The sequence below is a fragment of the Streptomyces sp. NPDC007205 genome (genome assembly GCF_040634095.1).
In the GTDB taxonomy this organism is placed as follows: domain Bacteria; phylum Actinomycetota; class Actinomycetes; order Streptomycetales; family Streptomycetaceae; genus Streptomyces.
The window spans coordinates 1-14,566 of the sequence record NZ_JBEYEW010000067.1; the positions used below are offsets into that span (position 1 = coordinate 1).

Genomic DNA, 14,566 nt, shown 5'->3' on the forward strand with positions numbered 1-14,566 from the left:
TGCGGTGCAGTCCTAGACAGCTCCACCACACCGGAGGTCTTCGCCATGATCAAGCCCCGCGGCTGTCAACAACGCTCGTGATCAATACAGCTAGAACGCCGCCAGTGCCTCGATCACCGGACGTGGCTTCTGCGTGGTGGCGCCGTTGTCCAGCCAGATCAGCGGGTGACCGTTGACCGTCCGGTGCAGGACCGGTACGTCACGGCGGGCCGCCCCGGGCGAGAAGCCCGGGGAGGCGACGAACGGCGGGGGAGCCATGGCCTGGCCGGTGAGTCCGGGAGACCCGGGGAGCCCGGACAAGCCGGACCGTTCAGCCCGCCGCAGCAAGGACCAACGGAAGGACCTGTCCACTGCCTGCCCGGCGGAGCAGACGGGCGGCGACGGCAAGGGTCCAGCCCGAGTCGGTGTAATCGTCCACGAGCAGAACGGGGCCGGGAGAGCTCACCAAGGTGCCGGCCAGGTCTTCGGAGACGGTGAAGGCACGGGACAGCGCCCGAAGACGTTGAGCGGAGTTGCTGCGCCGTGCCGCGTGCGCGCCGCCCTCCCCCGTGTACGTCAGGGTGCCCAGGAAGGGCAGCCGGCCGACGGCCGCGATCCCCTGGGCAAGGGAACCCACCAGCTGCGGACGGGCCAGGGACGGTACGGCGACGACGCCGACCGGCCGGGCGGAGGTGTCCGGGGCGTTGGGTGCCCAGCCGCCCGGGGAGCGGGCCCAGTCCGCGAGGACCGCCACCGCGGCCCGCAGGACGTCATCGGGGACGGGACCGTCGGGCGCGTTCTCGGCCAGCAACGGGCGCAGCCTGTTGCCCCAGCCGATGTCCGACAGCCGCCCCAGGGCACGCCCAATCGAGCACTGCTCCTTGGCGGGGATACGGCCCTTGAGGTCGATGCCGAGCGCGGGCATCCCCGTCGGCCACATCCGGCGCGGCTCCACCTCCACGCCCGGCCGGTCCAGCTCCTTCACCGCCCCGGTCAACGCCTCGGCCGAGACGGAGACGTCGACCCAGGCACCGGCGCAGTTGTCGCACCGCCCGCACGCGGTCGCGCCCTCGTCGTCCAGCTGCCGGCGCAGGAACTCCATCCGGCACCGTGACGTACTCACGTAGTCGCGCATGGCCTCCTGCTCGGCCGCCCGCTGCCGGGCCACCCAGGCGTACCGCTCGGCGTCGTAGACCCACGGCTCGCCGGTGGAGATCCAGCCGCCCTTCACCCGCTTGACCGCGCCATCCACGTCGAGCACCTTCAGCATGGTCTCCAGCCGGGTACGCCGGAGATCGACCGCCGCCTCCAGGGCCGGCACGGACAGCGGCCGTCCCGCGTCCGCCAGGGCCGAGAGGGTCTGGCGGACCTGTGCCTCGGGCGGAAAGGCGGTATCGGCGAAGTAGCGCCAGATCGCCTCGTCCTCCTTGCCCGGCAACAGCAGCACATCAGCATGCTCGACACCGCGGCCCGCACGCCCCACCTGCTGGTAGTAGGCGATCGGCGAGGACGGCGAACCCAGGTGCACCACGAAGCCCAGGTCCGGCTTGTCGAAGCCCATCCCCAGCGCCGAAGTCGCCACCAGCGCCTTCACCCGGTTCGCCAGCAGATCGGCCTCGGCCTGCAACCGGTCGGCGTTCTCCGTCTTGCCGGTGTAGGAGGCCACATTGAAGCCTCGCTGCCGCAGGAAAGCGGTGGCCTCCTCGGCGGCGGCCACCGTCAGCGCGTAGACGATTCCCGAGCCCGGCAGGTCGTCCAGATGCTCCGCCAGCCAGGCCAGCCGGTGCGCGGCATCCGGCAGCCGGACGACTCCCAGCCGCAGGCTCTCCCTCTCCAGCGAGCCCCGCAGCACCAGCGCCTCACCGGCACCGGTGCCCAGCTGCTCGGCCACGTCCGCGGTGACCCTGGCGTTCGCGGTCGCGGTGGTGGCCAGCACCGGCACACCGGGCGGGAGGCCGGCGAGCATGGCCCTCAGCCTGCGGTAGTCGGGCCGGAAGTCGTGCCCCCAGTCCGAGATGCAATGCGCCTCGTCCACCACCAGCAGACCGGTGGTGCCCGCCAGCTTGGGCAACATCTGGTCGCGGAAATCCACCGAATTGAGGCGCTCCGGACTCACGAGCAGGACGTCGATCTCGCCGTGCGAGATCTCCTCGTAGATGGTCTCCCACTCCTCCGGGTTGGCCGAGTTGATCGTCCGCGCCCGGATACCGGCCCGCTCCGCCGCCTCGACCTGGTTACGCATCAGCGCCAGCAACGGAGAAACGATCACCGTCGGACCCGACCCGCGCCGACGCAGCAACGCCGTGGCCACGAAGTACACCGCCGACTTGCCCCAGCCGGTGCGCTGTACCACCAGAGCACGCCGACGCTCCTCGACCAGAGCCGCCACCGCCTGCCACTGGTCCTCCCGCAACCGCGCCGATCCTCCCGGATCACCGACCAGCTCAGCGAGAATGGCGTCGGCTTCGGTGCGCAGCTCCAGATCGTCCATACCCCCATGCAACCCGATCCCACTGACAATCGGCGAACTCACACAGCGCGACGACCGGCTCACCAGCGGTCCACCGACCACACGCCGACCGAGGACGGCCAGGTCAGGGTCACAGGCAGCCGGCCGATCCCGGCCATAGGGGAACCCAGGGAACCCCTACGGGCACGCCCCCGTACCTCAGGCGTCATGGGGCCAACCTTTGGGTAGGAATATAAGCCACGCACCGTCGGATAACAGTCCGTGGCCCCAATTGATCGTTGCCGCATCCGAGTTCGGCAGGAAGAATTGAGGTCCGCTCCCCGCACGGTTCGTCCGTGATCCGGTTGGGCTCTGCTGCGGTGCGCGGTCCCCCGAATCCGACCTCGCCCGCAGTGTGGGCGCGTAGCCGAAGGGAGGAACGTGACCTTCGGATTCGCCTCGTCCTCGGCGGCCTCGTTGTCGACGTCCGCGTCCGCCGCCTCCGCCAGTCGCCTGCTCGAGCCGGCCGAATGGGCCGCCGCCGGAATCCCTTTGCTGCGCAACCCCCGTGAGATCGTCGGTGGGCTGCATGCCCGCCATGGCCCAAGACCCTCCACGGTGATCGTGGCAGTGCTCGATCCGGACGAGCGGCTGTGCGCCAGCGCGTCGTTCACGCGTCGTCCGTCCCCGGCCGACGGCTGGATGTTCCGCAACGCTCTGCTCGCACAGCTGCGCCGGGTCATCCCGCACGACCTGCGGCGCCGCACCCCGGTGCGCACGGCGATACTCGTCTACTGCCGTGAGGGCGACGCGCGTTGGACGGAGGAGGACGGCGCCTGGATGTGGGGCCTGCGTGACGCCTGCACACTGCACGGGCTGCGGTGCGGGGCGTACATCACGCTGACCCACGATGGCTGGCACGTGCTCGGCGAGGGGCGCAGCGGACGCCGCCCCAACGCCGACTCCGCACCGGAGTCCCTCGCCCTGTCGGAGGCCGCGCCGCACGCGCCGCGCACCGGCGGCCCGGTCTCCGAGGTCCTGCGCCGCGCGGCGGCTCGCTGAGGGACGCGGCAGCAGGTCGGGCCCTACGCCCGACCGCCTTCCGCGCCCCGGACCGGGCCGCGCGGACAGCAGGCCGACCGCCCGCCGCCCAGGCTGCCGGAACGTCGTACGACAAGGCCCGTGCGCCGCCGGGAGACGCATGCCTCCGCCGGGACCCGGCCGACACCTGCGCCGCGCCCGGCGGTCCTACGAGGCGTGCGAGATCCGCTCCACGAGTCCCGACGGCGGGGGCGCCTTCGGTGTCGCGCCGGGAAGCCGTCCCTTGAGCGGAACGGCCGCCGGTCGTCCGGGCATGCCGGGGGGCATGCCGAAGGTCACGCTGTGCGGATACCGCCGGAGCGGCTCCTTCACCGTCCCGGGCCCCCTAGGCGCGGGACGCGGCTCAGACGCCGGCGCCCAGCACCGAGTTGATCTGCTGCGGGTCGCCGCAGACGATCAGCAGGGCGCCGGCCCTGGCGAGGGCCAGCGGAAGGGCCACGGCAGCAGCGGAAGCGGGGCCTCCGTTGACGGCCACGACGACCACGGGGCGGGACGCGGCGCGGGAGGCGATGGCGGCGTCCGCGTAGAAGACGTCGTCACCGGCATCGTGCTGCGCCCAGTAGGAAGCCTCGCCGAAGGACAACTCGTGCTCCGCCCAAGGGTGCTGGGACCCTGTGGTGAGTACGAGCACGTCACCGGGGGCACGACCCGAGTCCAGCAGCACGTCCACCGCCTCCTCGGCGGCGTCGAGCGCGCCCTCGGCCGAGGCCGGGACCAGCTGGATCTGCGGAGTGGCCGGCGTGGCGGCGGGAGCGGCCGGGCCCGACGGGCCGGGCCTGGCCGGAGTCACATCACGCGGCGTGCGCTGCACCGGCGGTGCCGGCCGCGGAGGGCCGGGGCGACCGGGGCGGGACGGAGCCGCGGGGCGGGGGCCGGGTACGGGGCGGGGGGTCGGCGCGGTACGGCCACTGGCCGGAGTGGCGCGGGGACCCTGGGCACTCTCGTGAATCTGAGGCTCCTCGGGAATGAGAGGCATGAGCTGATATCTATCAAACTTTGGTGCGGCGCGGGTGGCCGGGTGGCACATCAGTGCGAGCGGAACCGTCAGAAATCGAAGCCGAGCTGACCCTCGATTTCCGGAACGTTTCCGTCCGCCCAGCTGCGGACTTTCTTGAGATGCCGCCACTGAGGCAACGCATCAAGATACGCCCACGACAAGCGGTGGTGTGGGGTGGGCCCCCACTCCTCCAGTGCGGCCTTGTGCACGGGCGACGGATACCCGGCGTTGTCCGCAAAACCGAAGTGTGCATGGTCGATACCCAGTTCGGCCATCATTTTGTCGCGCTGGACCTTGGCTATCACCGACGCCGCGGCGACGGCCACACACGAGCGATCGCCCTTGATCACCGTGCGCACCTTCCAGGGGGCGCCGAGGTAGTCGTGCTTCCCGTCGAGGATCACGGCGTCGGGACGTACCGGCAGGGCGTCCAGGGCGCGGACCGCGGCGAGCCGCAGTGCGGCCGTCATCCCCAGGTCGTCGATCTCCTCGGGGGAAGCATGCCCCAGCGCATAGGCCGTCACCCACGTCTGCAGGACGCCGGCCAGTTCCGTGCGCCGCTTGATCGTCAGCAGCTTGGAGTCGGTCAGCCCCTCCGGTGCACGACGGAGCCCGGTGATCGCGGCGCAGACGGTGACAGGTCCGGCCCAGGCGCCGCGCCCCACCTCGTCGACACCGGCAATGACCTTCGCTCCGGTCGTGGCGCGCAGGGAGCGCTCGACGGTGTGAGTAGGTGGTTCGTACGGCATGGCGCCCTTAGCGTACGCCGCCGGGATCGTCACCCGACACCCCGGTCGCCCGACCGCCGCACAGGTCGCGGACGTGCGGTCTCAGCCTCCGTGGGACCGGAGCAGCGGGAGCATCAGCCGGTCGATCACCTCTTCAGGATCCTGGTCCCTCCATTCACTGATGCACATCTTTGAGCCGTACATCATCACGGCCGGAACGAGATCGACGACATAGCCACTGACCGCGTCCGATCACACCTACCCCCGCTCGGTTCCGAGGGCGTTGACCTCGCCGTGGAGCTTGACGGCCAGCTCCCCCATGCCCCCGACGATCACCCCCCGAAGCGCCGCGCCCGAATTTATTTACGCTCGCGAAGTGTCGAGTGCAGCGCTACGCCGGGACGCGAGTACATGATCAGCCGGACCTGCCGGCCCAGGGTGAGGAGCCTCTACCCGAGGCCAGGGTGATGACCCCTCAGCTGCTCCAGAAGCCAAACCCGGGGCGCGCTCGGCAGGTTCACGAGGGCGGTGGTGACGGACAGTTCCCGGCGGGTACGGGGAGTTTCCCGGACTCGGTGCCCGGCGTCGCGGCTCTCAGGGCCCTGTCGGTACCCAGTCCGGCAGCGCCTCGACCCGCTCGGCCCACGCGGCGGGCGGAGCCCCCGCCTTGCCCGAGGCGAGCACGCCGCCCACGATCGCGCAGGTCGTGTCCACGTCGCCGCCCACCCCGGCCGTCGTCCAGAAGGCCGTCTCGAAGTCGCCGAGGCTCCGTGCGGCGGACCAGAGGGCGAAGGGCACGGTGTCGTGGGCGGTCGTACGCCGTCCGCATCCCAGCACGGCCGCGACGGTGCCCGCGTCGCCGTAGTCGAGCATGTCCCGGGCACGGCGGAGTCCCTGGCCGACGGCGCTCTTCGGCACCAGGGCGATGACGCCGTCGAGGAGCGACTCGGGGCTGGGCGTGCCGTCCGGCGAACCGGCCAGCGACGCCGCCGCGGCCACGGCCATGGCGCCGACGACGGCCTCACGGTGCTGGTGGGTGGGGTAGGCCGAGATCTCCGCCTGGTGGGTCGCCTGCTCCGGATCGTCCGCGTACCAGGCTCCCAGGGGCGCGATCCGCATGGCCGCTCCGTTGCCCCAGGACCCCTGTCCGTTGAACAGGCCGGCGGCCAGCTCACGCCAGTCCCCGCCCTCCCGGACGAGTCTCAGCAGGCGATTGACGGCGGGGCCGTAGCCCCGGTCGAAGTCGTGGTGCCCGGCGAAGGAGCGGGCCAGCGCGTCCTGGTCGATGCGCTGGTGGGCGGCGAGTACGGCGACCACGGAGCAGGCCATCTCGGTGTCGTCCGTCCATTGCCAGGGCCCCGCGGGCAGCTCGCGTCGCTTCAGCAGGGGGTAGTGCGCCGGAACGAAGAACTGGGAGCCCAGGGCGTCCCCCACGGCCAGTCCGCGCAGGCTCGCCAGGGCGCGCTCCAGGCGCCCGGGGGAAGAGGAGTCAGCGGTCATCGCTCTGCCACTCTATCCGTTCACCCAGAACGGCACCGGCTCCCGCCAGCGGTCGAAGGGCCGGTCGAGTGCGTACTTGCCGTCCTCCCCGAGAACGAGCATCCGCATCTCGGCGTTCCCCGGGTTCGACAGCGACTCGAATTCCGCGACCGTCCAGTGGAACCAGCGCATGCAGAACAGCCGCATCGCGAGACCGTGCGTCACCAGGAGAACGTTCGGCGGATGGTCCGGTGCCTCGAAACTGCGGTACAGGCTCTCCAGGAAGCCGCCGACCCGGTCGTACACGTCGGCGCCGGACTCGCCCTGCGGGAACCGGAAGAAGAAGTGGCCGTACGCGTCGCGGTAGGCCTTCTGCAGGCGCACGTCGTCGCGGTCCTGCCAGTTGCCCCAGTCCTGCTCGCGGAGCCTGGGCTCCTCCCGGACGCGTATGAGGTCGGGGTCGAGGTGGAAGGCGCGGAGCGTGTCGTGCGTCCGGCGGTAGGGGGAGACATACACGCTCACGCGTTCCCGGCCGAAGAGTTCCCGGAGCTTCTTGCCGGTCTCCTCTGCCTGCCGCCAGCCGCGCTCGGTCAGCCCGAGAGCGTGGTCGGGTTCGCGCTCGTACACGGAGTCGTCAATGTTGCCCGTTGACTCGCCGTGCCGGACAAGGACGATGCGCCGTGGTCGTGCCATGCCCAAACCCTAGATCGAACGAGGGAAAGTCGAGCACTCGAACGGCCCCATACAGCGTAGGTCACACGAGTTTGCTCTTCAAACGCACCGCCGTACCACCAGGACCCGGTCCGGTCCGGCGGAGGCCTCAGACCGTCCAGGACGGCTCCAGCTCCACGATGTCACCGGAGAGCGCCGCGATGTCGGCCTCGGTCTGGGCGCGCAGCGCGAGGCGCTCCACGCGCTCGGTGCGGTACTTGCCGTGCTCGGCCGCGGACCGCCACATCGACAGGACCAGGAACTCCTGCTCGGGTGCCTCGGCGAACATCCCGCGGATCATCCCGGGCGAGCCGGCCATCGCGGGGTTCCAGACCTTCTCCTGCATGAGCGTGAAGTGCTCGACACGCTCCTCGTGGACCCGGCACAGGGCCACGCGGATCAGATCGGTGTCGGTGAACCGCGGCTCGAACCCCGTCTTCACATCGAAGCGGTACTCGAAAAGCTTGACCTGGGCGTCCTTGAACGTGCCGGCCTGGGCGGCCGCCAGGCGGTCGTGGGAGCGGGCCGTGAAGGAGTCGTAGAAGGCGCGGCTCTCCCAGAAGGCGAAGATGTGCGCCACCCCCGGCCGCTGCCGGCTCCAGCCCCCACCCTGCCCCCGGAAACCCGGCTCCCCCGGAAGCCCCGCCCACTTCCGCTGCCCCCGCTCGAAACCGCGGCGGTCCACCACGGTGCAGCGAATCCACTTGACCAGCACCGCGCCATCGTAAGGCCACCGGCGTGGCGCCGGTCACGCTCCGATGGAGATCACCCGCGCATGTGCTCCCGCGCGCGTGGCACGATGGACAAGGAACCCTGACGGCAGAGGAGTTGGGGGCCAGACAACCACTGGGGGGAAGGGGAAGCCCGTTGACCGGCTTCAGCAAGGGAATCCGCAAGGTCGAGGTCGGGCTCAAGTGGGACCCCAGCCCGGCGGGCCGGCCGCCCACCGATCTGGACATCGTTGCCGCGACGTTCCTCTCGGACGACGCCTACGGGGATCCCGCCTACCTGGTGCACTTCGACAGCCGCTCACCGGACGGCACGATCTTCCTCAACCGGGACAGCACGGACGGCAAGGGCTTCGGCTGGGACGAGGTCATGACGCTGGAACTGGACCGGCTCGATGCCCGGTACGCGCGCGTGGTCGTCGGCGTCGTCATCCAGCAGCGGCCCGAACGCAAGACGTTCGCCGACGTGCTCCATCCGGCCATGCGCGTCCGGGAGGGCTACACCGTGCTCGCCGAGGACGACTTCGGCTCCGTCCTCGGGGCGACGGCGGCCACGTTCGCCGAATTCGTGCGTGACGGCTCCGGGGAGTGGACCTTCCGTCCCGGTGTCCATGGCTTCGAGGAGGATCCGGCGGCTTTCACCCGGGACATGGGCAGGTTGCAGTAACGGTAAGGGGCGCCGGCAAAGACCGGCGCCCCTTACTTCATGTCTGGACCGTACTGGCGCAGACGACGTATGTGGACTGGTGCGGGCAGGTCGCCGGCGAGTGCGGCCAGGGCCGCGTTCTTGGCTGGCCTTGTGTCGATGCCATCTAGGTGTATTGACCCGCAGACTTGTTTACGCGGGTGACGGGTTGCTGGCACGCGGAGTTGGCCGCAGGCGGCGCATTCTTCGGCGACGTCTGGGTCAACGCGGTGACAGGAGCAGCAGATGAGGCCCACGGTACGGCGGGCGGCGAGCCGGGTGTCGGTGCGGCCGCATCGATCACAGGTGCCCTTGCTGCTGCGGGCGGAGCAGTTGATGCAGAGGCGTCCGGTGGGCCGAGACGTACCAACGCTGAGAGGGAGGTGCGTCAGCTCTGGGCTGACGCACCTCCCTCACAGAGATCACGCGTCGGGTTCAGCTACGTCGGGTGTGGCATCCGACGCGACTCCGCCCGGTATCAGCTGCAGCCGCTGGTCGAGCCGCAGCCCTCGCAGATGTAGCAGGAACCGGCCCGCTGCATCTTCGTACCGCAGGAGAAGCACAGCGGGGCGTCGGCCTGGATGCCCAGCTGCATCTCCACCAGCTCGGCGCTGGTGTGGGCCTGCTTCGGGGCGGACTTGGCCGCCTCGGGCTCGGCCTTCGGCGTGGCGACCGCCTTCAGCTCCTGGGCGCGCGGCGCCGACTGGGCCAGGCCCTCGACGTCGACCTCGTCGTCGGCCGGCTCGTAGGAACCGGTCTCCAGGTGCCGCTGACGCTCCTCGGCGGAGTGGATGCCGAGCGCGGAGCGGGTCTCGAAGGGCAGGAAGTCCAGCGCCAGGCGGCGGAAGATGTAGTCGACGATCGACTGCGCCATCCGCACGTCCGGGTCGTCGGTCATACCGGCCGGCTCGAAGCGCATGTTGGTGAACTTCGAGACGTACGTCTCCAGCGGCACGCCGTACTGGAGGCCGACGGAGACCGCGATGGAGAAGGCGTCCATCATGCCCGCGAGGGTCGAGCCCTGCTTGGACATCTTCAGGAAGACCTCGCCGAGACCGTCGTCCGGGTAGGAGTTGGCGGTCATGTAGCCTTCGGCGCCGCCGACGGTGAAGGACGTGGTGATGCCGGGACGTCCCTTCGGGAGGCGCTTGCGGACCGGGCGGTACTCGATGACCTTCTCGACCGTCTCGCGGATGGTCGCCTCGGCCTTCTCCGTGACCTCGGCCTTCTCCTTCTCCTTGGTCTTGGCGGAGAGCGGCTGGCCGACCTTGCAGTTGTCGCGGTAGATCGCGAGGGCCTTGACGCCGAGCTTCCAGGCCTTGAAGTAGATCTCCTCGACCTCCTCGACGGTCGCCGTCTCCGGCATGTTGACCGTCTTGGAGATGGCGCCGGAGATCCACGGCTGGATCGCGGCCATCATGCGGACGTGGCCCATCGGGGAGATGGCGCGCTCGCCCATGGCGCAGTCGAACACCTCGTAGTGCTCGTGCTTGAGGCTGGGGGCGTCGATCACATTGCCGTGCTCGGCGATGTGGGCGACGATCGCCTCGATCTGCTCCTCCTGGTAACCCAGGCGGCGCAGGGCCTGCGGGACGGTGCCGTTGACGATCTGCATCGAGCCGCCGCCGACCAGCTTCTTGAACTTCACGAGCGCCAGGTCGGGCTCGACGCCGGTGGTGTCGCAGGACATCGCGAGACCGATGGTGCCGGTCGGGGCGAGGACGGACGCCTGGGAGTTACGGAAACCGTTCTTCTCACCGAGACGGACGACGTCCTGCCAGGCCTCCGTGGCGGCGGCCCACACCGGGGTGTCCAGGTCGTCCATGCGGACGGCGGTGCCGTTGGCGTCGGCGTGCTGCTTCATGACGCGGTTGTGGGCGTCGGCGTTGCGGGCGTAGCCGTCGTAGGTGCCGACGACCGCGGCCAGCTCGGCGGAGCGGCGGTAGGCCGTACCCGTCATCAGGGAGGTGATGGCGCCGGCGAGGGCGCGGCCGCCGTCCGAGTCGTACGCGTGGCCGGTGGCCATCAGCAGGGCGCCGAGGTTGGCGTAGCCGATGCCGAGCTGGCGGAACGCGCGCGTGTTCTCGCCGATCTTCTGGGTCGGGAAGTCCGCGAAGCAGATCGAGATGTCCATCGCGGTGATGACCAGCTCGACGACCTTCTGGAAGCGCTCGGTCTGGAAGGACTGGTTGCCCTTGCCGTCGTCCTTCAGGAACTTCATCAGGTTCAGCGAGGCCAGGTTGCAGGACGTGTTGTCCAGGTGCATGTACTCGCTGCACGGGTTCGACGCGGTGATCCGGCCGGACTCGGGGCAGGTGTGCCAGGTGTTGATGGTGTCGTCGTACTGGATGCCCGGGTCGGCGCAGGCCCAGGCGGCCTCGGCGATCCTGCGGAAGAGCGCCTTGGCGTCGACCTCCTCGATGACCTCGCCGGTCATACGGGCGCGCAGGCCGAACCGGCCGCCGGCCTCGACCGCCGTCATGAACTCGTCGTTCACGCGGACCGAGTTGTTGGCGTTCTGGTACTGGACGGAGGTGATGTCGTCGCCGCCCAGGTCCATGTCGAAGCCCGCGTCGCGCAGGACGCGGATCTTCTCCTCTTCCTTGACCTTGGTCTCGATGAAGTCCTCGATGTCGGGGTGGTCGACGTCGAGCACGACCATCTTGGCCGCACGGCGGGTGGCGCCACCGGACTTGATGGTGCCGGCGGACGCGTCGGCGCCACGCATGAAGGAGACCGGGCCGGAGGCGTTGCCGCCGGAGGACAGCAGCTCCTTGGAGGAGCGGATGCGGGAGAGGTTCAGGCCGGCTCCGGAGCCGCCCTTGAAGATCATGCCCTCTTCCTTGTACCAGTCGAGGATCGACTCCATGGAGTCGTCGACGGCCAGGATGAAGCAGGCGGACACCTGCTGGGGCTGCGACGTGCCCACGTTGAACCAGACGGGGCTGTTGAAGCTGAAGATCTGGTGCAGGAGGGCGTACGCCAGCTCATGCTCGAAGATCTCCGCGTCGGCGGGCGAGGCGAAGTACTTGTGGTCCTCACCGGCCTTCCGGTACGTCTTCACGATGCGGTCGATCAGCTGCTTGAGGCTGGTCTCGCGCTGCGGGGTGCCGACGGCACCGCGGAAGTACTTGCTGGTGACGATGTTGACCGCGTTCACCGACCAGAAGTCGGGGAACTCGACGCCACGCTGCTCGAAGTTGACCGAGCCGTCGCGCCAGTTGGTCATGACGACGTCACGGCTCGCCCACTCGACCTCGTCGTACGGGTGTACGCCGGGGGTCGTGTGGATGCGCTCGATCTGCAGCCCCTTGTTTCCCGCCTTGCCGCCCTTGGCTCGGGAACCTCGTGCCGGACCGCTCGCCGTCTCTGTCATGCCGCCTCCCTGTACGGGCAAAAACGCCCTGAAGTGCCCCGTTTGTTCCCGTGGCACGGTGTTCTGTCTTGTGTTGCGGGCGCCCTCAGCCGCCACCCGCAACAGGTCTTCGGCCGCCGCCTTCTGGCCGGAAGCCGGGGCTCCTCCCGGTTTCCGGCCCTCCGGTCAGTCGGCGGCGTGGGCGGGCACGGGGACCTGAGTGGTCCCGCCGGGCCCGCGATCGTCTTCCTGGCTCCCGGCTGCCGCGTCGTCCTTGTCCGCGGCGGGGCCTCGCGGCGCTTCCCTCAGTTCCGCGATGGCGGCCTCGAAGTCCTCGAGCGAGTCGAACGCCCGGTAGACGGAGGCGAATCGCAGATAGGCGACGAGGTCGAGCTCCTGCAACGGGCCGAGTATGGCCAGGCCCACGTCGTGGGTGGTCAGCTCGGCGCTTCCGGTGGCCCGCACCGCCTCCTCGACCCGCTGGCCGAGCTGGGCGAGCGCGTCCTCGGTGACAGGCCGTCCCTGACATGCCTTGCGCACGCCGTTGATGACCTTGGCGCGGCTGAAGGGCTCCGTGACCCCCGACCGCTTGACCACCATGAGCGAGCACGTCTCCACGGTCGTGAAACGACGGGAGCAGTCAGGGCACTGACGGCGCCTGCGGATCGACGTGCCGTCGTCGGTCGTACGACTGTCGACCACACGGCTGTCGGGGTGCCTGCAGAAGGGGCAGTGCATGATCTCCAACCCTCCTCACAGCAGACTCAAGAACCTCGCCGGACCTCATGGGCCCCGCGAAGCAGCCCTAAGCATAGGCGATCGCGAAGCCATCTCAGACCCAGGGGACCACAACTTGTGGGCTGCCGTAGCCATCCAACCACTAGATGTGGGGATTGGCTCATACACCGAGGCAGACTCGCGTGTCGCTACGGAAGGCAACGGACACCTGCACACACAGGTGACCACGGACACGCGGACGCAGAGCCGTGTCCCTGTGCCGCTTACGGGGATACCGTGGGCGCCGCACGGAGGGCACGCAGGACTCCGGCGCAGGAGGACCCGGAACCCGGACGGCCGGGTTCCGGATGGCAGACTGGGGTGGCGGCCCACAAGGCCGGAAATCCCAGCGGTGAAGAGTACAACAATGGGCGCTTTTGCCCGCCAGGTGGCGCGTCAGCAATACACCCAGACACACGATCGCGTCAGGCGAATCGCACTTTTTCACTCGAACGTGTGTTTGGCGCAACCTTTCGAAAGCAACTACCGTTGTGCAGCAGGGAGACCATCGAGAGGGGCCCGACGTGACCACCACCGCAGACAGTGCCACCATCACCGCCCAGGACCGCTCCCAGGGCCGAGTCGAGCCGGTACACGTGATGAACGAAGCCACGAATCCCGAGGGGCTCAAGCGCTCCCTGCCGGGCCGACCTCCAGGAATCCGGGCGGACAGCTCCGGACTCACCGACCGGCAGCGCCGCGTGATCGAAGTCATCCGTGACTCCGTTCAGCGGCGCGGGTACCCGCCGTCGATGCGGGAGATCGGCCAGGCCGTCGGCCTCTCGAGCACCTCGTCGGTCGCTCACCAGCTCATGGCGCTGGAGCGCAAGGGCTTCCTGCGCCGCGACCCGCACCGCCCGCGCGCATACGAGGTGCGCGGCTCCGACCAGGCCGTGACCGTGCAGCCCACGGACACCGCCGGCAAGCCCGCCGCGTCCTACGTCCCACTGGTCGGCCGCATCGCCGCCGGTGGCCCCATCCTCGCGGAGGAGTCCGTCGAGGACGTCTTCCCTCTCCCCCGCCAGCTCGTCGGCGACGGTGAACTGTTCGTCCTCAAGGTCGTCGGCGACTCCATGATCGAGGCCGCGATCTGCGACGGTGACTGGGTCACCGTGCGCCGTCAGCCGGTCGCCGAGAACGGCGACATCGTGGCGGCCATGCTCGACGGCGAAGCCACCGTCAAGCGCTTCAAGCGGGAGGACGGCCATGTCTGGCTCCTCCCGCACAACGCAGCCTACGAGCCCATCCCGGGCGACGACGCGACCATCCTGGGCAAGGTCGTCGCGGTGCTGCGGCGCGTGTGACGCCCGCGGCGGGCGGCCGAAGGCTGCTCGCTCCCTGACCGGGCCCCGGGACCCCTGCGCCGGTTCCGGGGCCCTGCTGCATCCAGCTGCATCCAGGAGTCCTCAGCGCCTTCGCCTCCGGGGTGCTTCCTCGGCGCATTCCTCGCGGGGTGGCCTGACCGGCGCCGGTCAGGCCACCCCGCGGTCACTTCGCGAACCCGGGCTCCGCGTCGCGCAGCATGGCCCGCGCGGCGGAAGCCCCGAGCGAGTGTCGCACCAGGTTTCGGGCCGTCG

Annotated in this window: 12 protein-coding genes; 3 read left to right on the forward strand and 9 right to left on the reverse strand. The window is 69.8% G+C overall.

The features are described from left to right. Positions 1-90: 90 nt before the first annotated feature. Entirely contained in the window at positions 91-258 is a 168-nt protein-coding gene (locus ABZ624_RS39775) for a hypothetical protein (protein WP_360099945.1), read from the reverse strand. A gap of 52 nt (positions 259-310) precedes the next feature. Then, positions 311-2,470, reverse strand: coding sequence for a RecQ family ATP-dependent DNA helicase (locus tag ABZ624_RS39780; RefSeq protein WP_360099947.1), 2,160 nt, complete (start codon positions 2,468-2,470; stop codon positions 311-313). 399 nt (positions 2,471-2,869) lie between these two features. Between ABZ624_RS39780 and ABZ624_RS39785 the strand changes: the two genes are divergently transcribed. Then, the gene (locus ABZ624_RS39785) at positions 2,870-3,490 is read left to right on the forward strand and encodes a hypothetical protein (protein WP_360099949.1); all 621 of its coding nucleotides are present in this window, start codon (positions 2,870-2,872) and stop codon (positions 3,488-3,490) included. A 382-nt stretch (positions 3,491-3,872) separates the two neighbouring features. Here ABZ624_RS39785 and ABZ624_RS39790 read toward each other — a convergent pair whose 3' ends face one another. The 5 genes from ABZ624_RS39790 to ABZ624_RS39810 form a co-directional block, all read right to left on the reverse strand. After that, complete coding sequence (locus ABZ624_RS39790; RefSeq protein ID WP_360099951.1) at positions 3,873-4,505, reverse strand: hypothetical protein; 633 nt, start codon at positions 4,503-4,505, stop codon at positions 3,873-3,875. A gap of 68 nt (positions 4,506-4,573) precedes the next feature. Beyond that, positions 4,574-5,275 carry a ribonuclease HII gene (locus ABZ624_RS39795; protein ID WP_360099953.1) on the reverse strand — a complete coding sequence of 234 codons (702 nt, stop codon included), beginning with the start codon at positions 5,273-5,275 and terminating at the stop codon, positions 4,574-4,576. A 573-nt stretch (positions 5,276-5,848) separates the two neighbouring features. Then, entirely contained in the window at positions 5,849-6,754 is a 906-nt protein-coding gene (locus ABZ624_RS39800) for an ADP-ribosylglycohydrolase family protein (RefSeq protein WP_360099955.1), read from the reverse strand. A 12-nt stretch (positions 6,755-6,766) separates the two neighbouring features. Then, positions 6,767-7,426: a histidine phosphatase family protein gene (locus ABZ624_RS39805; protein ID WP_360099957.1), complete on the reverse strand. Its 660-nt coding sequence runs from the start codon at positions 7,424-7,426 to the stop codon at positions 6,767-6,769. A gap of 127 nt (positions 7,427-7,553) precedes the next feature. Continuing rightward, entirely contained in the window at positions 7,554-8,159 is a 606-nt protein-coding gene (locus ABZ624_RS39810; RefSeq protein WP_360099959.1) for a YdbC family protein, read from the reverse strand. Positions 8,160-8,311: 152 nt separating this feature from the next. Between ABZ624_RS39810 and ABZ624_RS39815 the strand changes: the two genes are divergently transcribed. Then, a complete protein-coding gene (locus tag ABZ624_RS39815) occupies positions 8,312-8,839 on the forward strand; it encodes a TerD family protein (protein WP_360099961.1) in 528 nt (175 codons plus the stop codon). Between the two features lie 496 nt (positions 8,840-9,335). Here the strand turns inward: ABZ624_RS39815 and ABZ624_RS39820 are convergent, their stop codons facing one another. After that, entirely contained in the window at positions 9,336-12,233 is a 2,898-nt protein-coding gene (locus tag ABZ624_RS39820) for a vitamin B12-dependent ribonucleotide reductase (protein ID WP_360099963.1), read from the reverse strand. Positions 12,234-12,398: 165 nt separating this feature from the next. Then, on the reverse strand, positions 12,399-12,950 hold the full coding sequence (gene nrdR, locus ABZ624_RS39825; RefSeq protein WP_360099965.1) for a transcriptional regulator NrdR: 552 nt from the start codon (positions 12,948-12,950) through the stop codon (positions 12,399-12,401). 563 nt (positions 12,951-13,513) lie between these two features. Between nrdR and lexA the strand changes: the two genes are divergently transcribed. Next, the gene (gene lexA, locus ABZ624_RS39830; RefSeq protein WP_360099967.1) at positions 13,514-14,293 is read left to right on the forward strand and encodes a transcriptional repressor LexA; all 780 of its coding nucleotides are present in this window, start codon (positions 13,514-13,516) and stop codon (positions 14,291-14,293) included. The last annotated feature ends 273 nt before the right edge of the window (positions 14,294-14,566 follow it).